The 19,856-nt window shown below is 70.0% G+C and carries 19 protein-coding genes; 10 read left to right on the top strand and 9 right to left on the bottom strand.

Features of this window, described 5'->3' with window-relative positions; genetic code table 11:
• The first annotated feature begins 31 nt into the window (after positions 1-31).
• On the top strand, positions 32-1,189 hold the full coding sequence (locus tag AB0E78_RS07845) for a betaine/proline/choline family ABC transporter ATP-binding protein (protein WP_361829389.1): 1,158 nt from the start codon (positions 32-34) through the stop codon (positions 1,187-1,189).
• Positions 1,190-1,231: 42 nt separating this feature from the next.
• Here AB0E78_RS07845 and AB0E78_RS07840 read toward each other — a convergent pair whose 3' ends face one another.
• Positions 1,232-2,350 carry an alpha/beta hydrolase-fold protein gene (locus AB0E78_RS07840; RefSeq protein WP_361829387.1) on the bottom strand — a complete coding sequence of 373 codons (1,119 nt, stop codon included), beginning with the start codon at positions 2,348-2,350 and terminating at the stop codon, positions 1,232-1,234.
• 187 nt (positions 2,351-2,537) lie between these two features.
• Here AB0E78_RS07840 and AB0E78_RS07835 point away from each other — a divergent pair, with 187 nt between their 5' ends.
• The 6 genes from AB0E78_RS07835 (at position 2,538) to AB0E78_RS07810 (ending at position 7,465) form a co-directional block, all read left to right on the top strand.
• Positions 2,538-4,385 carry a phosphatidylglycerol lysyltransferase domain-containing protein gene (locus AB0E78_RS07835; protein WP_361829386.1) on the top strand — a complete coding sequence of 616 codons (1,848 nt, stop codon included), beginning with the start codon at positions 2,538-2,540 and terminating at the stop codon, positions 4,383-4,385.
• A gap of 30 nt (positions 4,386-4,415) precedes the next feature.
• Positions 4,416-5,288: a dihydropteroate synthase gene (folP, locus tag AB0E78_RS07830; protein WP_361829385.1), complete on the top strand. Its 873-nt coding sequence runs from the start codon at positions 4,416-4,418 to the stop codon at positions 5,286-5,288.
• Positions 5,285-5,812, top strand: a complete 528-nt coding sequence (locus AB0E78_RS07825; RefSeq protein WP_361829384.1) for a nuclear transport factor 2 family protein — start codon at positions 5,285-5,287, stop codon at positions 5,810-5,812. The genes folP and AB0E78_RS07825 overlap by 4 nt, the downstream gene beginning before the upstream one ends.
• Before the next feature lie 133 nt (positions 5,813-5,945).
• Positions 5,946-6,305, top strand: a complete 360-nt coding sequence (gene folB, locus AB0E78_RS07820) for a dihydroneopterin aldolase (protein ID WP_160506392.1) — start codon at positions 5,946-5,948, stop codon at positions 6,303-6,305.
• Positions 6,302-6,913, top strand: a complete 612-nt coding sequence (folK, locus tag AB0E78_RS07815) for a 2-amino-4-hydroxy-6-hydroxymethyldihydropteridine diphosphokinase (protein WP_361829383.1) — start codon at positions 6,302-6,304, stop codon at positions 6,911-6,913. Before folB ends, folK begins: the two co-directional genes overlap by 4 nt.
• 63 nt (positions 6,914-6,976) lie before the next feature.
• Complete coding sequence (locus AB0E78_RS07810) at positions 6,977-7,465, top strand: DUF3180 domain-containing protein (RefSeq protein ID WP_361829381.1); 489 nt, start codon at positions 6,977-6,979, stop codon at positions 7,463-7,465.
• Between the two features lie 26 nt (positions 7,466-7,491).
• Here AB0E78_RS07810 and folE read toward each other — a convergent pair whose 3' ends face one another.
• The 6 genes from folE to dacB all read right to left on the bottom strand — a co-directional run bounded on the left by folE (position 7,492) and on the right by dacB (position 15,128).
• Complete coding sequence (gene folE / locus AB0E78_RS07805) at positions 7,492-8,097, bottom strand: GTP cyclohydrolase I FolE (protein WP_344522535.1); 606 nt, start codon at positions 8,095-8,097, stop codon at positions 7,492-7,494.
• A gap of 110 nt (positions 8,098-8,207) precedes the next feature.
• On the bottom strand, positions 8,208-10,232 hold the full coding sequence (gene ftsH, locus AB0E78_RS07800) for an ATP-dependent zinc metalloprotease FtsH (protein WP_361829378.1): 2,025 nt from the start codon (positions 10,230-10,232) through the stop codon (positions 8,208-8,210).
• Between the two features lie 193 nt (positions 10,233-10,425).
• On the bottom strand, positions 10,426-10,986 hold the full coding sequence (gene hpt, locus AB0E78_RS07795; protein WP_135330538.1) for a hypoxanthine phosphoribosyltransferase: 561 nt from the start codon (positions 10,984-10,986) through the stop codon (positions 10,426-10,428).
• 51 nt (positions 10,987-11,037) lie between these two features.
• Positions 11,038-12,165 (bottom strand): tRNA lysidine(34) synthetase TilS, encoded by a 1,128-nt coding sequence (tilS, locus tag AB0E78_RS07790; RefSeq protein ID WP_361829375.1) that lies wholly within the window; start codon positions 12,163-12,165, stop codon positions 11,038-11,040.
• 236 nt (positions 12,166-12,401) lie between these two features.
• A complete protein-coding gene (locus AB0E78_RS07785; protein ID WP_361829373.1) occupies positions 12,402-13,520 on the bottom strand; it encodes a zinc-dependent metalloprotease in 1,119 nt (372 codons plus the stop codon).
• A gap of 141 nt (positions 13,521-13,661) precedes the next feature.
• Positions 13,662-15,128, bottom strand: coding sequence for a D-alanyl-D-alanine carboxypeptidase/D-alanyl-D-alanine-endopeptidase (gene dacB / locus AB0E78_RS07780; RefSeq protein ID WP_361829371.1), 1,467 nt, complete (start codon positions 15,126-15,128; stop codon positions 13,662-13,664).
• Positions 15,129-15,321: 193 nt separating this feature from the next.
• Between dacB and AB0E78_RS07775 the strand changes: the two genes are divergently transcribed.
• Complete coding sequence (locus tag AB0E78_RS07775; protein ID WP_135330561.1) at positions 15,322-15,810, top strand: inorganic diphosphatase; 489 nt, start codon at positions 15,322-15,324, stop codon at positions 15,808-15,810.
• 142 nt (positions 15,811-15,952) lie between these two features.
• Positions 15,953-17,626, top strand: a complete 1,674-nt coding sequence (locus AB0E78_RS07770; protein ID WP_361829368.1) for a threonine/serine exporter family protein — start codon at positions 15,953-15,955, stop codon at positions 17,624-17,626.
• Positions 17,627-17,673: 47 nt separating this feature from the next.
• Here the strand turns inward: AB0E78_RS07770 and AB0E78_RS07765 are convergent, their stop codons facing one another.
• A complete protein-coding gene (locus tag AB0E78_RS07765; protein ID WP_361829366.1) occupies positions 17,674-18,366 on the bottom strand; it encodes a VTT domain-containing protein in 693 nt (230 codons plus the stop codon).
• Between the two features lie 136 nt (positions 18,367-18,502).
• Between AB0E78_RS07765 and AB0E78_RS07760 the strand changes: the two genes are divergently transcribed.
• Positions 18,503-18,871, top strand: a complete 369-nt coding sequence (locus AB0E78_RS07760; RefSeq protein WP_351171935.1) for a YbjQ family protein — start codon at positions 18,503-18,505, stop codon at positions 18,869-18,871.
• Positions 18,872-18,948: 77 nt separating this feature from the next.
• Here the strand turns inward: AB0E78_RS07760 and AB0E78_RS07755 are convergent, their stop codons facing one another.
• Complete coding sequence (locus AB0E78_RS07755) at positions 18,949-19,707, bottom strand: MerR family transcriptional regulator (protein WP_361829547.1); 759 nt, start codon at positions 19,705-19,707, stop codon at positions 18,949-18,951.
• Positions 19,708-19,856: the final 149 nt, after the last annotated feature.

Genomic DNA, 19,856 nt, shown 5'->3' with positions numbered 1-19,856 from the left:
CTTTACACAACGCCCGCAACAATGGGGAATCATGATCCGGTTCGAGCACGTCACCAAGCGGTACGAGGACGGCACCACGGCCGTCGACGACCTGTCCTTCGAGGTCGCCGAGGGCGAACTGGTCACGCTCGTCGGTCCGTCGGGCTGCGGCAAGACGACGACGATGAAGATGGTGAACCGCCTCATCGAGCCGACCGAGGGCCGGATATATGTCGACGGGGATGACATATCCACCACCGACCCGGTCCGACTCCGGCGCCGCATCGGCTATGTCATCCAGCAGGTCGGCCTCTTCCCGCACAAGACGGTCCTGGAGAACACGGCGACCGTCCCGCACCTGCTCGGCGTGAAGCGCGGCAAGGCCCGCGAGCGTGCCGCCGAACTCCTCGACCTGGTCGGCCTCGACCCCGCCACCTTCGGGGACCGCTACCCCGAGCAGCTCTCCGGGGGGCAGCGCCAGCGGGTGGGCGTGGCCCGCGCCCTGGCGGCCGACCCGCCCGTGCTCCTGATGGACGAGCCGTTCGGCGCCGTCGACCCCGTGGTGCGCGAGCACCTGCAGAACGAGTTCCTCCGCCTCCAGCAGGCCGTCCGCAAGACCGTTCTCTTCGTCACGCACGACATCGAGGAGGCGGTCCGTCTGGGCGACCGCATGGCCGTCTACGGAGAAGGGCGCATCGAGCAGTTCGACACCCCGTCGACGATCCTGGGCGCCCCGGCCAACGACTACGTGGCGGACTTCGTCGGCGCGGACCGCGGCCTCAAGCGCCTCTCCGTAACGCCCATCGAGGAGGGCGACCTGGAGCAGCCACCCGTCCTGCACCTGGACGACCCACTGCCCACGAAGCTCGACGCCCGCTGGGCCGTGGTCCTGGACGGCGAGAACAACCTGCACGGCTGGATCTCCGCCGAGCACGCCCACGGCGGCCGGGGGGCGGTCCGGGACCACGCCCGCCGCATGGAGGCCTGGCTCCCGGTGGGCGCCACCCTGAAGCAGGCGTTCGCGACGATGCTCCAGCACGACGCGGGCTGGATCGCGGTCATCGACAAGGACAGCGAGGGCCGCTTCCTGGGCGTCCTCACCCCGGCCCGGCTGCACGAGGCGCTGCGCAGGTCGACGGCCGCGGACGCGCGCGCGATCGCGCGCGGGGAGGTCGAGTTGGAGACCATCACGGCCATCGGCGGGAGCTGACGGACCGGTCGGCGCCGGTGAGCTCCTTGCCGTTCGGGAGAGCTACTTGCCGTTCAGCCGCCCGCTGATCCACTCCAGGGTCGCGGGGATCTCCCTGCGCCACGTGTTGAAGTTGTGCCCGCCGCTGTCGAGCGTGATCGACGAGACCCTGGTGGGCGACTTCACCTTGCCGATGAACTTCTCGGTCTCCGCGAAGTTGTCCTCTCCTTGTTTGCTGGTGGTGACAAGGAGGGACGTCTTGGGCGCCGGCATGTGGTCGAGGTACCACATGAGGTCGGCGCGCTTCTCCAACTCCTTGTCGCCGTGGAAGAGGTCACCCGTCGTCACGTCGATGGGCGCCTTGTAGTACGCGGAGAGGCCCGCCCCCGCGGCGTAGACGTCCGGGTGGTGGACGGCGAGCTTCAGGGCGCAGTAGCCGCCCGTGGAGTCGCCGATGACGCCCCAGCTGCCCGCGGTGCGGCCCGCCCGGTAGTGCTCGGAGATGGCCTTGGGCAGGTCCTTGGCGAAGAACGTCTCGGTCTGCGGGCCACCGGGGATGTCCACGCACTCGGTGTCCCGCGGCGGCGCCACCGTGGGCCGCATCATCACCAGGATCATCGGCTTCATGTTGCCCCGCCTGACCTCCGCGTGGGCGGTCTGCGGGTAGTGCAGGCCCTTGATCAGCGCCTCGGCGGTGCCGGGGTAGCCAGTCAGCACCACGGACACCGGAAACGTGCGCTTCTTGTACCGCTCCTGGAAGTACTCGGGCGGCAGGTAGACGTACGCCGGGCTCGCTATGTCGGCCTCCTTCCCGCTGACGACCACCTTCTGGATCTGGCCGCCGGTCGACGGCCTGCCGCCGCCGGGCACATTCACCGCCCGGGTGCTGCGCACGTCGACGGGCGTCTCGCCCTTGGCGGGATCGTGGTCGACGACGACACCGGGGCTCGTCTCCTGGCCGAAGAGATCCGCCCACGTGGCGTAGAAGCCGAACGCCTGATTGGCGGCGAGGCCGACCGAGGCGAAGATCGCCAGCTGCGTGGCAACGAGGAGACCGATACGGCCGGTGACGGTCCGCCAGGACTGGCGGGCCAGGCGCGGCCAGAACCAGACCGTGCCGATGAACAGCACGACGGCGAGGAGAACCGCCAACGTGAGGAGCTTGTTGCTCGTCAGACCCATGGGACGCTCTGCCTGCGCTTTCTGCCTGTTCCGTGGATATTTTCCAGCGGTTTTCCGGTCGGGAGTGAACCCGACTCCCTGAAGAGCCGTCCTAGAGGGCGCAATGTCGCCGGATGCCGTTTTGGTGCCGGATTCAAGGTCTCTCGCAGAACCACGGGATGCGATGTCTGTCAGGATAGATGCGGAAATGTCGGGTGGGGTTCCGGACAGTGAGGGCAGCCGCCCCGAGGGACGGCGCCGTACCGGGCTCCGTGACGGCAGACTCGGCCGGCTGCTCCAGGGCCCGAGCCCCGAGGGCGTACCGACCCTCGTCGCCCGCGCCTGCACCCTCGTCGGCCTGCTGAACGTCGCGGCCGGTGTCTTCCCGCGCTTCCGCAACAGCCGCATGCACGCCATCGCCGAGGTCCTGCCCGGCGCGCTCGGCCCCTTCGCCGCCGCGCTCGCGCTCAGCTCCGGGGTCCTCCTGCTGCTGCTCGCGCACGGCCTGCGCCGCCACAAGAGGCGGGCCTGGCGGGCCGCCGTGGTGCTGCTCCCGGCCGGCGCCGTGGCGCAGTTCGCGTACCGGCACTCGGTCATCGGGGTACTGATCTCGCTCGCCCTCCTGGCGCTGCTGCTGCGCCATCGGGGTGAGTTCGCCGCGCTGCCCGACCCGCGCAGCCGCTGGCGTGCGCTGGCCAACTTCGTACTCCTCGGGGCCGGTTCCCTCGTCCTCGGCCTGGTAATCGTAAGCGTCCACCCGGGGAAGGTCGTCGGCGACCCGAGCATCACGGACCGCCTCGCGCACGTCCTGTACGGCCTGTTCGGCTTCGAGGGACCCGTGGACTACTACGGGCGTACGTCCTGGACCGTCGGCTGCTCGCTCGGCGCCCTGGGCCTGCTCACCGCGATCACCACCATCTACCTGGCGTTCCGCCCCGAGCACCCCGCCGCGCGCCTCACCGAGGACGACGAGACGAAGCTGCGCGCCCTGCTCGACAAGCACGGCGCCCGCGACTCCCTCGGCCACTTCGCGCTCCGCCGCGACAAGGGCGCCGTCTTCTCCCCCAGCGGCAAGGCCGCGGTCACCTACCGCGTCGTCTCCGGAGTGATGCTCGCCAGCGGTGATCCGATCGGCGACGTGGAGGCGTGGCCCGGCGCGATCGAACGCTTCATGGACGAGGCGAAGGCCCACTCCTGGACACCCGCCGTGATGGGCTGCTCCGAGACGGGTGGCGAGGTCTGGACCCGGGAGACCGGCCTGGACGCCCTCGAACTGGGCGACGAGGCGGTGGTGGACGTCGCGGATTTCTCCCTGGCCGGGCGTGCGATGCGCAACGTACGCCAGATGGTCAAGCGGATCGAGCGCAATGGCTACGAGACGCGCGTACGGCGCGTGCGTGACCTCGGTGAACGCGAGCTGGAGCGGATACAGCGCGCCGCCGACGACTGGCGCGGCACCGACACCGAACGCGGCTTCTCGATGGCGCTCGGCCGCATCGGCGACCCGGACGACGGCGACTGCCTGATCGCCACCGCCCACAAGGCCGACGACGAACCGGGCGCCTACGGAGACCTCAAGGCCGTCCTCCACTTCGTCCCCTGGGGCAAGGACGGCGTCTCCCTCGATCTCATGCGCCGCGACCGCTCGGCCGACCCCGGCATGAACGAGCTGCTCATCGTGGCCGCCCTGCAGGCCGCCCCCAAGCTGGGCATCGCCCACGTCTCGCTCAACTTCGCGATGTTCCGCGCGGCCCTCGCCCGCGGCGAGAAGATCGGCGCGGGCCCCGTCCTGCGCGCCTGGAGGGGCCTGCTCGTCTTCCTCTCCCGCTGGTTCCAGATCGAGTCCCTGTACAAGTTCAACGCGAAGTTCCGCCCCCGCTGGGAGCCCCGCTTCGTGGTCTACCGCTCCTCCAAGGACCTCCCCCGCATCGGCTTCGCCGCCATGCAGGCCGAGGGCTTCGTGACCCTCGCGATGCCCCGCTTCCTGCGCCGGGGGAGCGCGCAGCGCCGCCCCTGCCCGCATCACGCGACGGAGCGCGAGGTCCGGGCGGCATAGAGCCCGGCCGCACGGGCCTAGGCTGGAGGCATGAGTACGTTGCGCGGGCGGGGATCGGTCGAGGGGCTGCCGGACTGGGGCCGCTGTGCGGTCATGGGGGTCGTGAACGTGACCCCCGACTCCTTCTCCGACGGGGGCCGCTGGTTCGACACCACGGCCGCCGTCAAGCACGGCATCGACCTGGTTGCCCAGGGCGCCGACCTGGTCGACGTGGGCGGTGAGTCGACCCGTCCCGGCGCCTCGCGCGTGGACGAGGACGAGGAGCTGCGGCGCGTGGTCCCCGTCGTGCGGGGCCTGGCCGCCGAGGGCGTGACGGTCTCCGTGGACACCATGCGCGCCACCGTGGCCGAGCAGGCGCTCGCCGCGGGCGCCGTCCTGGTGAACGACGTCAGCGGCGGCCTCGCCGACGAACGCATGGTCCCCGCGGTGGCCGCCGCCGGGGCGCCCTTCGTCGTGATGCACTGGCGCGGCTTCCTCGCCGACATCCACGCCACTCCCGTCTACGAGGACGTGGTCTCCGAAGTCGTCGACGAGCTCCACGCGCGCGTGCGGGCCGCCATCGAGGGCGGCATCGCCCCCGAGCGCATCGTCGTCGACCCCGGCCTCGGCTTCTCCAAGGACGCCGAGCACGACCTGGCGCTCCTGGCCCGCCTCGACCGCCTCCGTGGGCTCGGCCACCCGATCCTGGTCGCCGCCTCCCGCAAGCGCTTCCTGGGCCGCGTCCTCGCGGGCCCCGAGGGCGCGCCGCCGCCCGCCCGCGAGCGCGACGCCGCCACGGCCGCCGTATCCGCCATCGCCGCCCACCAGGGCGCCTGGGCGGTCCGTGTGCACGAGGTGCGGGCCACCGCCGACGCCGTCCGTGTCGCACACGCCGTGACCAGCGCGGCGGGCGGTCCTCAGTGACCGGGGCCCGGACCGACGTGGAACAGGTCGAGCTGGCCAACACGGCCTTCTACGAAGCACTGGAGCGCGGCGACTTCGACGAGCTCTCCGACATCTGGCTGGACACGGGCACGGCCCCGGAACCGGACGATCCCGACGCCCGGGACGACGAGGACGCCGCCGAAGACGGTGACGAGCCCGCGATCTCCTGCGTCCACCCCGGCTGGCCGGTCCTCACGGGCCGCGGCGAGGTCCTCAGGTCGTACGCGCTGATCATGGCGAACACCGAGTACATCCAGTTCTTCCTGACCGACGTGCATGTCGGGGTGGCCGGGGACACCGCCCTGGTGACCTGCACGGAGAACATCCTCAGCGGCGGCCCGCCCCCGGAGGCGGGCGGTGAACTCGGCCCGCTCGTAGGCCAGCTCGTCGTCGCCACCAATGTGTTCCGCCGCACAGTCGACGGATGGAAGCTCTGGTCACACCACGCCTCACCCGTACTGGCGGAAACCGACGACGAAGAGGGCGAGGAGTCACCCTCCTGAGTGGGTAGGTGCGGTTCCGGGAGCCCCCGCGGGCAGGAGCTGTCAGTGCGCGCAGGTAGATTCGATCGAGGCCGGTGTGCCGACCGCACTCGGTGCAGGCCTGCCGATAACGACGATTGCAGGAGTGATTCGCGTGGATCGTGTCGCGCTGCGCGGCCTCAAGGCCCGCGGGCACCACGGTGTCTTTCCGCGGGAACGCGAAGAGGGCCAGACCTTCATCGTGGACCTGGTCCTTGGCCTGGACACCCGTGCGGCCGCCGCCGACGACGACCTGGCGAAGACCGTGCACTACGGCGTCGTGGCCGAAGAGGTCGTGGCCGCCGTGGAAGGCGATCCGGTGGACCTCATCGAGACCCTCGCCGAGCGCATCGCCCAGACGTGTCTGAAGCACGAAGGGGTCCTGGAGGTCGAGGTGTGCGTCCACAAACCGGACGCCCCGATCACCGTCCCCTTCGACGACGTGACCGTCACCATCACCCGGAGCCGAGTATGACCGCGTTTTCCACGCAAGGGCAGAGCGACCCGACCGTCCAGCCGGTGCCCACCGCCGTGGTCGAGCAGGTCGACGCCGCCGACACCACCCTGTCCAACCCCAAACGCGCCGTGATCTCCCTCGGCAGCAATCTCGGCAACCGCCTGGAGACGCTGCAGGGTGCGATCGACGCCCTGGAGGACACCCCCGGCCTGCGCGTCAAGGCGGTCTCTCCGGTGTACGAGACGGAGCCCTGGGGCGTCGACCCCGGCACCCAGCCGTCGTACTTCAACGCGGTGGTCGTCGTGAAGACGACCCTGCCGCCCTCCTCGCTCCTGGAGCGGGCACACGCGATCGAAGAAGCGTTCCACCGCGTACGGGACGAGCGCTGGGCCGCCCGCACGATCGACGTCGACATCGTGGCGTACGCGGACGTCGTGTCGGACGACCCGGTCCTCACGCTCCCGCACCCGCGCGCGCACGAACGTGCCTTCGTCCTGGCCCCCTGGTACGACGTGGAGCCCGAGGCGCAGCTCGCGGGCCGCGGCCCGGTCGCCGATCTGCTGGCCAAGGTCACCCGCGAGGGCGTCACGCCCCGCGTCGACCTGGAACTCCGCCTGCCCGAGTAATCGTTAGGGTCTATCGGACCCGCACGACGAGAAGCGGATCCGTACGACGATGAAGGGTCATCCGTGAAGCAGCTGCGCATCAGGACGCTGGCCGGCCTCTTCTTGGTGGCCGGTGTGCTGTCCTGGGCGGGCGCCCGGCTGTGGGACTCCGTGGGCACCCTGCCGCGGGTCCCGCTGGCCGCGCCCATCGTGCTCGCGGTGATCGCCGCGGTGCTGCTGGCCACGGCGCTCTCCCTGCGCTCCCGGCTGCGCGCCCAGCGCGAGCGGCGCCCCGGGGCGAAGGGCGTCGAGCCGATGATGGCCGCGCGTGCGGTCGTCTTCGGCCAGGCGAGCGCCCTGGTCGCCGCCCTCGTCGCCGGAATGTACGGCGGCACGGGCGCCTTCCTCCTGGAGTACCTGGACGTCCCGTCCCGCCGCGACCAGGCCATCTACGCAGGCCTCTCTCTGCTGGCGGGCATCGCCGTCATAGCGGCCGCCTTCTTCCTGGAGCGGGTCTGCCGGCTCCCGGAGGACGACGACGTGAACGGCGGCACGGCTGCCCCGGCCGCCTAGGGCAGCCGGGGCGGGTGTCCCGCTCGCTAGCGCGCCATGATCAGGCTCATCGCCTCGTTGCGCGTCGCGGGGTCCCGCAGCTGCCCGCGCACCGCGGACGTGATGGTCTTGGCGCCCGGCTTCCGCACCCCGCGCATGGTCATGCACATGTGCTCGCACTCGACGACCACGATGACGCCGCGCGGCTCGAGGATCTCCATCAGGGAGTCCGCGACCTGGGTGGTCAGCCGCTCCTGGACCTGCGGACGGCGCGCGTACACGTCCACGAGGCGGGCGAGCTTGGACAGGCCGGTGATCTTGCCGTCGGACGACGGGATGTAGCCGACGTGCGCGACGCCGTGGAACGGCACCAGATGGTGCTCACACGAGCTCTGCACCTCGATGTCCTTCACCAGGACCATCTCGTCGTGGCCGAGATCGAACGTCGTCGTCAGGACATCCTCGGCCTTGAGCCACAGACCGCCGAATATCTCCTTGTACGCGCGTGCCACACGGCCCGGAGTCTCCCGCAGGCCCTCGCGGTCCGGGTCCTCTCCGACCGCGATCAGGAGCTCGCGTACGGCGTTCTCGGCGCGCTTCTCGTCGAACACGCCGATCGTGCCCTCGCCGTCCAGCGTCACGGGGTCGGTCATGTGTGCCTCGTTCCTAGCGGTCCCGCACCAGTGCAGATGAAAAACTGCGCCCCCCAGGCTAGAACCAGGGGGGCGCAGCTTCCATTCCGGGCCTGTTGAGGCGCTCGGGATCAGCTCTCGGGGCGGTCTTCCTTGGTCACGTCGACCGGCGTGTCCGTCGGTCCCGCGGTGACCGCGGGGGTGGCGCCGTTCGCACCGTTCGTCAGTGACAGCTCCCGGGGGGAGAGCACCGGCGGGCGGGTCGAGGGCGTACGCCGCGTGGAACCGGTCCACGCCGGGCGTGCCGGGCGCTTCACGATGCCGGCGAAGACCTCGGCGATCTGCTCCTTGTTGAGCGTCTCCTTCTCGAGGAGCTGGAGGACCAGGTTGTCGAGAACGTCGCGGTTCTCGACGAGGATCTCCCAGGCCTCGTTGTGCGCGGTCTCGATGAGCTTCTTGACCTCTTCGTCGACCAGCGCCGCGACCTCTTCCGAGTAATCGCGCGGGTGACCCATCTCGCGGCCCAGGAACGGCTCGGTGTTGTCACCGCCGAACTTGATCGCGCCGAGCCGCTCGGTCATGCCGTACTGCGTGACCATGGCCCGTGCGGTCGCGGTGGCCTTCTCGATGTCGTTCGCCGCGCCCGTCGTCGGGTCGTGGAAGACGAGCTCCTCGGCCGCGCGCCCGCCCAGCATGTACGCCAGCTGGTCGAGCATTTCGTTGCGCGTGGTCGAGTACTTGTCCTCGTCCGGCAGGACCATCGTGTAACCGAGGGCCCGGCCGCGCGACAGGATCGTGATCTTGTGGACCGGGTCCGAGTTCGGAGACGCCGCCGCGACCAGGGCGTGTCCGCCCTCGTGGTACGCGGTGATCTTCTTCTCCTTGTCGGACATGATCCGCGTCCGCTTCTGCGGACCCGCCACGACGCGGTCGATCGCCTCGTCGAGCGCGTGGTTGTCGACCAGCTTCTTGTCGCCGCGCGCCGTCAGGAGCGCCGCTTCGTTCAGCACGTTCGCCAGGTCGGCACCCGTGAAGCCGGGCGTACGCCGGGCAACCGCGCCCAGGTCGACGTCCGGGGCGACCGGCTTGCCCTTCTGGTGAACCTTGAGGATCTCCAGACGGCCCAGCATGTCCGGGCGGTCGACCGCGATCTGACGGTCGAAACGGCCGGGGCGAAGGAGCGCCGGGTCGAGGATGTCGGGGCGGTTCGTGGCGGCGATCAGGATGACGCCGCCCTTCACGTCGAAGCCGTCCATCTCGACGAGCAGCTGGTTCAGCGTCTGCTCGCGCTCGTCGTGACCGCCGCCCATACCGGCACCGCGGTGCCGGCCGACGGCGTCGATCTCGTCGACGAAGACGATCGCCGGGGCGTTCGCCTTGGCCTGCTCGAAGAGGTCACGCACACGCGAGGCACCCACACCGACGAACATCTCGACGAAGTCGGAACCGGAGATCGAGTAGAACGGGACGCCGGCCTCACCCGCGACAGCACGCGCGAGGAGCGTCTTGCCCGTTCCGGGCGGGCCGTACAGGAGTACGCCCTTGGGAATCTTGGCCCCGACGGCCTGGAACTTCGCCGGCTCCTGGAGGAACTCCTTGATCTCGTGGAGTTCTTCAACGGCCTCGTCCGATCCGGCCACATCGGAGAACGTCGTCTTCGGGGTGTCCTTGGTGATCAGCTTGGCCTTGGACTTCCCGAACTGCATGACCCGGGAGCCGCCGCCCTGCATCTGATTCATCAGGAACAGGAAGACAACGACGATGAGCACGAAGGGGAGCAGGGAGAGCAGGATGCCGACGAACGGGTTCTGCTTCGACGGCGAGACGGTGTAACCGTCCGGGATCTGCTTGTCCTGGTACTTGTCCTGCAAGGTCTTGGCGAGGGCGACACCCTGGTCGCCGATGTAGCTCGCCTGGATCTTGCTGCTGTCCTTGACCTTCTGGCCATCCTTGAGCTCGACCTTGATGATCTGCTCGTCACCGGTGGTGATCTTGGCGGACTCGACCTTGTTGTCGTTGATCGCCTGAACAACCTGGCCGGTGTCCACCGTTTTGTAGCCGCCGGACGAACCGACGACCTGCATCAACACGACCACGGCAAGGACGGCCAGCACGATCCACATGACTGGCCCACGGAAGTATCGCTTCACGTCCATCCATACGGAGCGATGACGCCCCGTCCCTCCTGCCATAGTGAGTTTGATAAAGACTGTTCTTCGGACGGTACCCCAGCATTGTCACCCGAAGCCGCACGGGACGGCTGACAAACCCGTCTTCGCATGCTTCAACGCGGGGAAACGGGTGAGGGTTCCCGGCCGCCTCCGTGGAGTTGGCCGGGAGGGCCGGTGATCAGCCGCCGTAGACGTGCGGAGCGAGGGTGCCGACGAACGGCAGGTTGCGGTACTTCTCCGCGTAGTCCAGGCCGTACCCGATGACGAACTCGTTCGGGATGTCGAAGCCGACCCACTCCACGTCGATCGCGACCTTGGCCGCCTCGGGCTTGCGCAGCAGCGTGCACACCTTCAGCGACGCGGGCTCGCGCGAGCCGAGGTTGGAGAGCAGCCAGGACAGCGTCAGACCGGAGTCGATGATGTCCTCGACGATCAGGACGTGCTTGCCCTTGATGTCGGTGTCCAGGTCCTTGAGGATCCGCACGACACCGGAGGACTGGGTGCCCGCGCCGTACGACGACACGGCCATCCAGTCCATGGTGAGCGGGGTGGACAGCGCACGCGCCAGGTCCGCCATGACCATCACCGCGCCCTTGAGCACACCGACGATCAGCAGGTCCTTGCCCGCGTACTCCGCGTCGATCTTCGCGGCCAGCTCAGCCAGCTTCGCGTCGATCTCTTCCTTGGTGATGAGCACCGACTGAAGGTCGGTGCCCATGTCTTTCGCGTCCACCCGCATCACTTTCGGTCGTCCGTCACACCGGCTGCGCGGGGCCCGGGGACCCCTCGGTCAACAGCCTTGCCGGATCACCAGTCTGCCACCCTGCCGCTGGGCGACGACTTTGCCCGGGAGATTGATGGCTCCCTGGCCGCGCCAGCCCGTGATCAGCCGGTCCACCTCTTCGAGATGCCGGGCGAACAGCGCGCCTGCCGGGGCGCCTGCCTCGATGGCGGCGCGGCGCACGATGCGGCGGCGGACGGCGGGCGGCAGGGCGTAGAGCTTGGCGCACTCCAGGAGCCCCGCGGCGTCACGCACGGAAGCTTCCGCCTGTGCGGCCCAGTGGTCCAAGGCGTCGGCGTCATCCCGGGACAACTGGGCCGTACGGGCGAGTGCTTCCACGACGCCCTTGCCGAGCGCTTTCTCCAGGGCGGGCAGACCTTCGTGCCGCAGCCGGGAGCGGGTGTAGGCGGGGTCGGTGTTGTGCGGGTCGTCCCAGACCGGCAGCGACTGGACCATGCAGGCCTTGCGGGCGGTCTGCCGGTCGATATGCAGGAAGGGGCGACGGTAGCGGCGGTCGGCGCCCGGGCCACCGGACACGGCCGCCATCCCGGACAGGGAGCGGATGCCGGAGCCACGGGCGAGACCGAGCAGGACGGTCTCCGCCTGGTCGTCGCGGGTGTGGCCGAGCAGGATCGCGGCGGCGCCATGGCGCTCGGCGACGGCGTCCAGCGCGCCGTACCTCGCGTCGCGGGCCGCGGCTTCGGGGCCGCCGTCCCGGCCGACGTCGACGGCGACGGACTCGATCGGGTCCAGGCCGAGCGCGGTGAGCCGCACGACGACCTCGGCGGCGCGCAGTTCGGACCCCTCCTGCAGGCCGTGGTCGACGGTGACGCCGCCGGCGCGGATGCCGAGCTTCGGGGCCTCGAAGGCGAGGGCGGAGGCGAGCGCCATCGAGTCCGCGCCGCCGGAGCACGCGACCAGCACGAGTGGCGGTGTGGCCCGCTCGCGTGGAGGGTGGGGGGGCGCGGAGTGAACGGGGAGAGCGGGGCGTGCGGGAACGTGCTCGGGGGTGCGCTGTGCTTCCGGGCGCCTCAGGTCGGCGCGCTGGGTGTCGGTGCGCTGTACGTCGGTCAGTACGTCGTGGAGTACGCGGCGGACCGCCAGGCGTATCGCCGCGACCGCAGGATGGGGACCCATGTCCGGTTCCCTTCATGAAGTTCGGGGGTGAGCCTCGGACCTGTCACTCAGGACCACACTCGGGAGATCGGGCCTCAGGCAGATCCCACGAGGTTAGTCACTCAGAGTGTGTCGATGGTGACAGAGCCGAGCCGTTCCCCGAGCATTGCACGCCTACCCATGGCTCACGGTCCCTCGGACGGGTGATTGCGGGGGCGTTCTCCTGCCATCGGCCGCAACTCGCTCCCCTGCTTCCCTCACTCTCCCTTACGGTGCACCCGCGCGACCCAGTCCGCCGGTTTGGCGATCTCCGACTTGGTGGGCAGCGTGTTCGGTGAAGTCCAGACCCGGTTGAAGCCGTCCATACCGACCTCGCCGACGACCGCGCGCACGAAACGCTCGCCGTCGCGGTATTGGCGCAATTTCGCGTCGAGGCCGAGCAGCTTGCGCAGCGCCTGGTCAAGGCGGCTCGCCCCGCGGGCCCTGCGCTGCTGGAACTTCTCGCGGATCTCGTTGACGGAAGGCACCACGTCGGGTCCTACGCCGTCCATCACGAAGTCCGCGTGGCCCTCCAGGAGCGACATCACTGCCGTGAGCCGGCCGAGGATCTCGCGCTGGGCGGGGGTCTGGACGAGCTCCACGATGGAGCGGCCCCCGTCGTCCTCCTCGCCCTCGGGCCGGCCGCCCGCGAGGGACTGGGCCGCTTCCCTGATGCGCTCGAGGACCGTCATCGGGTCGACCTCGGTCTCCGAGAGGAATGACTGGATCTCACCTTCGAGGTGGTCGCGCAGCCAGGGCACGGCGGAGAACTGCGTGCGGTGGGTCTCCTCGTGCAGGCACACCCAGAGCCTGAAGTCATGGGGGTCCACGTCGAGTTCGCGCTCGACGTGCACGATGTTCGGGGCGACCAGGAGGAGCCTGCCGCCGCCGTGCTCCCCCGCCGGGAGGTCGCGGGCGGCCGGGGCGAAGGTCTCGTACTGCCCGAGGACGCGGGAGGCGAGGAAGGAGAGCAGCATTCCCAGCTCCACGCCGGTCACCTTGCCGCCGACCGCCCCGAGCACGGCACCGCCGGGGCCGCTGCGCCGGTCCTGCATCTTCTCCAGGAGGGGCTTGAGGATCTCCCGGAACCCGGCGACGTTCGCCCGGATCCACCCGGCCCGGTCGACGACGAGCACCGGGGTGTCGTGAGTGTCCTCCGTGCCCATCCCGGTGAAGGAACGGACATGCTCCTCCGAGGACTTCGCATGCTTTCGGAGCTCGGCGACGATGGCCCGCGCCTCGTCCCTGCTCACTTCTGGACCCGGCCGAACGAGCCGGGTCGCGGTCGCCACCGCGAGATTCCAGTCGACCATCTCCGCACCACCGATGCTCGTCATGCGTCAACGGTACGTGGTCGGCCCCGCCCGCGGAGGGGGTTGAACCCCGAGATTGCCCCCATCTCCGGGCCCACAGAGCTCAGCAGCCCCCGCGGGACCCGGCCGGAGGCAGGGGGCCGAATCAGTGACGCCCGGCGGGGTTCAGCGGCAGCCGCACTTCGCCACCGCCGATGCCATCTGGTCCAGTGCCGCCTGGGCCGCCTTGGGGTCCGTCGTGCCGGTGGTCATGAAGGCGAAGACCAGGAGGCGGCCCTCCGCGTCCACGACCGTGCCCGCGAGGGTGTTCACGCCGGTCAGGGTGCCGGTCTTGGCGCGGACGACGCCGGTGCCCGGGGAGTTCTTGGGGTAGCGGTCGACCAGGGTGCCCGTGAAGCCCGCCACGGGCAGGCCCGTCACCACCGAGCGCAGTTCGGGGTGGGCGGGGTCGGCGGCGCGGGCCAGGAGCGCCGCGAGCAGCTCGGCCGAGCTGCGGTCCGCGCGGTCCAGGCCGCTGCCGTCGGCGAACTTCGTCCCGGCAAGCGGCAGCTTCGCCTTCTTGAGCTGGGCGTCGATCGCCTTGCCCGCGCCGTCGAAGCTCACCGGCTCCTTCGAGGCGAGCGCCGTCTGGCGGGCCAGCGCCTCGGCGATGTCGTTGTCGCTGTGCGTCAGCATCCGCTCGACGAGCGCCGAGAGCGGCGGGGACTCGACCTTGGCGAGGGACTCGGCCCGGCCGCTCGCCTTGGAGGGGCCGGGGTCCCTCTTGTCCTTGGTGCCGGTCTCGATGCCCTCCTCCTTCAGGAGGTCGGCGAACTTCTTCGCCGCGTCGCCCGCCGGGTCGCCCGAGCGCGGGGCGGGACCGCTGGAGGAGTCGTCGAGGCGGCCCTCGTCGGCCATCAGCGCGCTGACCAGGGTGAGGTTCTCGTTCGGGCCGATGGGGTGCTGCGGCTCCCCCGCGTAGAGCGAGGTGTCGTACGTCAGGGTCACCTTGTCGGCGCCGCGGTCCTTCAGGGCGCGCGCGGTGTCCTCGGCCAGCTCGCGCAGGCTCGCGGCGCTTCCCGCGTAGGGGCCGTCCTTGCGGGCGGTGAGCGTGGGGTCGCCGCCTCCAACCAGGACGACTTCCTTCGAGTCCGGCTCGATGACCGTCTTCGTGGTGATGCGGTGGTCCGCCCCCGCCGAGGTCAGCGCCGCCACCGCCGTGGCGATCTTGGTGGTGGACGCGGGCGTGAGGGCGTCGCCGCCGCCCTTGCCGTAGACCTGCCGCCCGGTGCCCGCGTCGATCACGACCGCCGAGCGCTCGGGGCCGAGCGCCGCGGCCTTCAGGAGCGGGTCGAGGACGCCGGCGAGCGCCTTGCCGTCCGGAGCGGGCGCCGAGCCGCCGTGCGCGGAACCCGCGGGCACCCCGAGCCCTCTGAGCACGGACGGGGCGCTCGGAGGGGCCGCGGGCGCCCGTCCGGACGTACGACCGCCGTGATCTGTGCCACCCCCGGCCTCCTGGGAGGCCGCCCAGTCCCGCTCGGCCGTACGCTGACCGGAGGAGTCCCAGGGGCCGGCCGCGGCCACCGCACCGGCCGCGATCGCGAGTCCGACGGTGGCGGCACCCGCCGTGAGCTGCCAGGTCTTGAGCTTCACCGGAGTTCTGAGAGCGGCAGGGATCTTGGGCGCCGGAGGCTTGGGAAGCTGCCTCAGTAGCCCCCGAACCTGCTGCCGGGTCTGCTGCCAAGGCTTGAGCTCGGGCACGACGACCAGCCCCTTTCGCGATCACACATCTGCGTGAGGGACACTTAACCACCCGAAGTATGTGCTGATCATGGAGGAGCCACCCGTGGAGTTCGACGTCACCATCGAGATTCCGAAGGGTTCGCGGAACAAGTACGAGGTGGACCACGAGACCGGCCGGATCCGCTTGGACCGTCGCCTCTTCACGTCGACCAGCTACCCCGCTGACTACGGATTCGTCGAGAACACCCTCGGCGAGGACGGTGACCCGCTGGACGCCCTCGTCATCCTGGACGAGCCGACCTTCCCGGGCTGCCTCATCAAGTGCCGCGCGATCGGCATGTTCCGGATGACCGACGAGGCGGGCGGCGACGACAAGCTGCTCTGCGTTCCGGCGTCCGACCCGCGCGTGGAGCACCTGCGCGACATCCACCACGTCTCCGAGTTCGACCGCCTGGAGATCCAGCACTTCTTCGAGGTCTACAAGGACCTGGAGCCCGGCAAGTCCGTCGAGGGCGCCGACTGGGTCGGCCGTGCGGACGCCGAGGCCGAGATCGAGAAGTCGTACAAGCGCGCGGAGGCCCAGGGCCACTGAGTGCCCCTGCCGCACCCCTGCAGTGCCTCTGAACCGGGCCGCGTGATCTTCACCAGGACCACGCGGCCCGTTCGCGTATCTGTGCGCATACTGTTCGTACTGGAGGTGCACAAGGTTCGTATGTGGGAGCGAGGCAGTGAAAGTGGCTGACCAGGAGGCCGAAGACCGCAAGCCACAGTCGGATGAGGCACGGAGTGCGTTCACTCAGCCCACCGGCGTGCTGCAGCAGCCACCGGCGCCCGAGGACGAGTCGCAGACGACCTCCGAGTTCGCGATCCCGACCGGTCTGCCGAATCCTTCGTCGACCACGCAGGAGACGGAGAAGTCGGCGTTCACCACGCCGCACACCTACAGCTCCCGCAACGCCCCGCCGGCCTTCACGCCCCCGCACGGCATACCCCTGGTGAAACTCACCAAGGAGACGCCCTGGCAGGACCAGATGCGCACGATGCTGCGCATGCCGGTCGCCGAACGGCCCACTCCGGAGGCCTCGCAGAAGCACGAGGACGAGTCCGGTCCCGCCGTGCCGCGCGTGCTCGACCTGACCCTGCGTATCGGCGAGCTGCTGCTCGCGGGCGGCGAGGGCGCCGAGGACGTGGAGGCGGCGATGTTCGCCGTCTGCCGCAGTTACGGCCTGGACCGCTGCGAGCCGACCGTCACGTTCACGCTCCTGTCGATCTCGCACCAGCCCTCGCTGGTCGACGACCCGGTCACGGCCTCCAGGACGGTACGCCGCCGGGGCACCGACTACACCCGTCTGGCGGCGGTCTTCCAGCTGGTGGACGACATCAGCGACACGGACATCGACGTCTCCCTGGAGGAGGCCTACCGCCGTCTGGCGGCGATCCGCCGTAACCGCCACCCCTACCCCGGCTGGGCGCTCACGGCGGCCGGCGGGCTCCTCGCGGGCTCGGCCTCCGTGCTCGTCGGCGGTGGCGCCCTGGTCTTCCTGGTCGCGGCGTTCGGCGCGATGCTCGGCGACCGGCTCGCCTGGCTGTGCGCGGGCCGCGGGCTGCCGGAGTTCTACCAGTTCGTGGGCGCCGCGATGCCGCCCGCCGCGATGGGCGTCACGCTCAGCCTCGTGCACTCCCAGGAGGTCAACGCCTCCGCGGTGATCACCGGTGGGCTCTTCGCGCTGATCCCGGGGCGGGCCCTGGTGGCCGGTGTCCAGGACGGCCTGACCGGCTACTACATCACGGCGGCCGCCCGCCTCCTGGAGGTCTGCTATCTCGTCGTCGGCATCGTCTGCGGCGTGCTGCTCGTCCTGTCGCTCGGCGTGATGCTCGACGCGACGAGCCTGCAGCCCGAGACGGCGTTCGTGGCGACCGATTCGCGCCCGGTGATCCAGATCCTGGCGTCGATGGCGCTGAGTCTCGCCTTCGCGATACTGCTCCAGCAGGAACGTCACACCGTGCTCATCGTGACCCTGAACGGCGGTATCGCCTGGGTCATGTACGGCGCGCTCGCCCAGACGTCGATCGCCCTCTCGCCGGTGGCGGCGACGGCCGTAGCGGCCGGGCTCGTGGGCCTGTTCGGCCAGCTCTTCTCGCGCTACCGCTTCGCTTCTTCACTGCCGTACGTCACCGCGGCGATCGGCCCGCTGCTGCCCGGTAGCGCGACGTACTTCGGTCTGCTGGCCCTGGCCCAGAACGACATGAACACGGGCATCAACTCGCTCACCAAGGCGGCGGCGACGGCGCTGGCCATCGCGATCGGCGTGAACCTGGGCAGCGAGGTCTCGCGCATGATCCTCAAGATCCCGGGCGCCACCACCGCGGCGAACCGCCGTGCGGCGAAGCGGACCCGAGGCTTCTGAACCCGGGTCCCGCCGGCTTCCGCCCCCGGGTCCCGCCGGCTTCCGCGCTAGCGCTTCGCGTGCCGGCCGCGGGAGGCCGGGGCCGCTCCGGGGGCCTCGCCCTCGGCCGCGGCGGCCTTCTTGGACTTGCTGCGCGCCCGCAGGAACTCGATCGCGATCGGCACCACCGAGATCAGGACGATCAGGATGAGGATCGCCTCGATGTTCTTGTGCACGAAGTCGACGTTGCCCAGCCAGGCGCCGAGCATCGTCACGCCCGCGCCCCACAGGACGCCGCCGATGATGTTGAACGTGATGAACGAGCGGTACCGCATGCCGCTGACGCCCGCGATGATCGGCGTGAACGTCCGCACGATGGGCACGAAGCGGGCCAGGACCAGGGACTTCGGGCCGTACTTCTCGAAGAACTCGTGGGCCTTGACCACGTTCTCCTGCTTGAACAGCTTGGAGTCCGGGCGGTTGAAGAGGGAGGGGCCGACCTTCTTGCCGAAGAGGTAGCCCGCCTGGTCGCCGAGGATCGCGGCGACGCAGATGAGGACGACGCAGAGCCAGAGCGGGAAGTCGAGCTGCTTCGTCGTGATCAGCAGGCCCGTCGTGAACAGCAGCGAGTCACCCGGCAGGAAGAAGCCGATGAGCAGACCCGACTCGGCGAAGACGATCGCGAGCAGACCCCAGACCCCGAACGTGTTCAGGAGGTAATCCGGATCCAGCCAGCTAGGTCCGAGCGCAAGCGTCGTCACGGTTCGGGACTCCTGAGGGTGAGAGGGCGATGCGGCGGGGATGGCCGCCCAAAGCTATCAACGCGAGGTGAAGCGCCCAGGTTCCACCGTTCTCCCCAGGGTGCACTGTGCGTGATCCGGGGGAAAGCTGTGTGCCATGGGTATCGAAGACTTCGGCGGTGGCACCGACCCGCACTCCGACGTACTGGTCGTGACGACGAACGACGTACCGGGCTACCGCGTACAACAGGTTATCGGTGAGGTCTTCGGCCTCACCGTGCGCTCCCGCCACCTGGGCAGCCAGATCGGCGCGGGCCTGAAGTCCATGATCGGAGGCGAGTTGAAGGGCCTCACGAAAACGCTGGTGGAGACCCGCAACCAGGCGATGGAGCGGCTCATCGAGCAGGCACGCGCGCGGGGCGCCAACGCGGTCCTGATGATGCGCTTCGACGTCACCGAGGCCGCGGACGTGGGCACCGAGGTGTGCGCCTACGGCACGGCCGTCGTGATCGCCCAGGAGCAGTGACGTAACGGGTAAGGGGCGCCCACCCTGGGTGGACGCCCCTTACCGGCCCGCTGGCCGAAACCGACCCTCTGGCCGGCTCAGCTGCTGCGCACCCCGTTCGCCAGGATCGCGTCCCGCATGTACACCGCGAGCCCCGGCCGGATGGCCTCGTAGGTGGCCGCGAAGCGCTCGTCCGCCACGTACATCTCGCCGAGGCAGGTGTGGAACTCGTGCGAGCAGGCGTAGTGCCAGCGCCCGATGAACAGGCGGTGCTCCTCCGCGACGTCCATCGCCTCCCCGGAGTCGGCGGGCACCCCCCGGGCGAGCAGGTCCGCCATGCGCGCGTGCAGGGCGTTGAACCCGTCGGCGATCCGCTGATAGTCCTCCTTGGTGTACGAGGCGGCCTTGCGCATCGACTCCTTGTAGGCGTCGGTGTCGCCCCAGCGCCGCTCGGCCTCCTCCGCGTACTGGTCGGGGTCGTGGTCCCCGAAGACCTCGAACTTCTCCTCGGGCGTGAGGTTGATGCCCATCTTCTTCGCCTCCATGGCGGTCTGGACGGCGGCGGCCATCTCCTGGAGCTTGGTGATCCGGGCGGTCAGCAGTTCGTGCTGGCGCCGCAGATGCACCTGCGGGTCCGTGCCCGGGTCGTCCAGGAGGGCCGCCACCTCGTCGAGGGGGAAGCCGAGCTCCCGGTAGAACAGGATCTGCTGCAGCCGGTCCAGGTCGTCGTCGCAGTAGCGCCGGTGGCCCGCGTGGCTGCGCTCACTGGGCACGAGCAGGCCGATCTCGTCGTAGTGGTGCAGCGTGCGCACCGTCACCCCGGCGAAACCGGCGACCTGTCCCACGGAGTAGCCCATGGGGCTCATGGAGCCCTTGTGGCCCATGGCTTCCGCCTCTCTCTCGGTACGCGTTCCAGCCTGAATCCTCACGCCGCGTGAGGTGCAAGTGCAGACCCCGGCAGCCGCCCATATCCTCGCCAGCAGGGACAGCAGACCTCGGCCAAGAG

It is taken from the genome of Streptomyces sp. NPDC032198 (assembly GCF_040636975.1).
Classification (GTDB): Bacteria; Actinomycetota; Actinomycetes; order Streptomycetales; family Streptomycetaceae; genus Streptomyces.
This window is presented reverse-complemented; position numbering and strand designations above follow the sequence as displayed.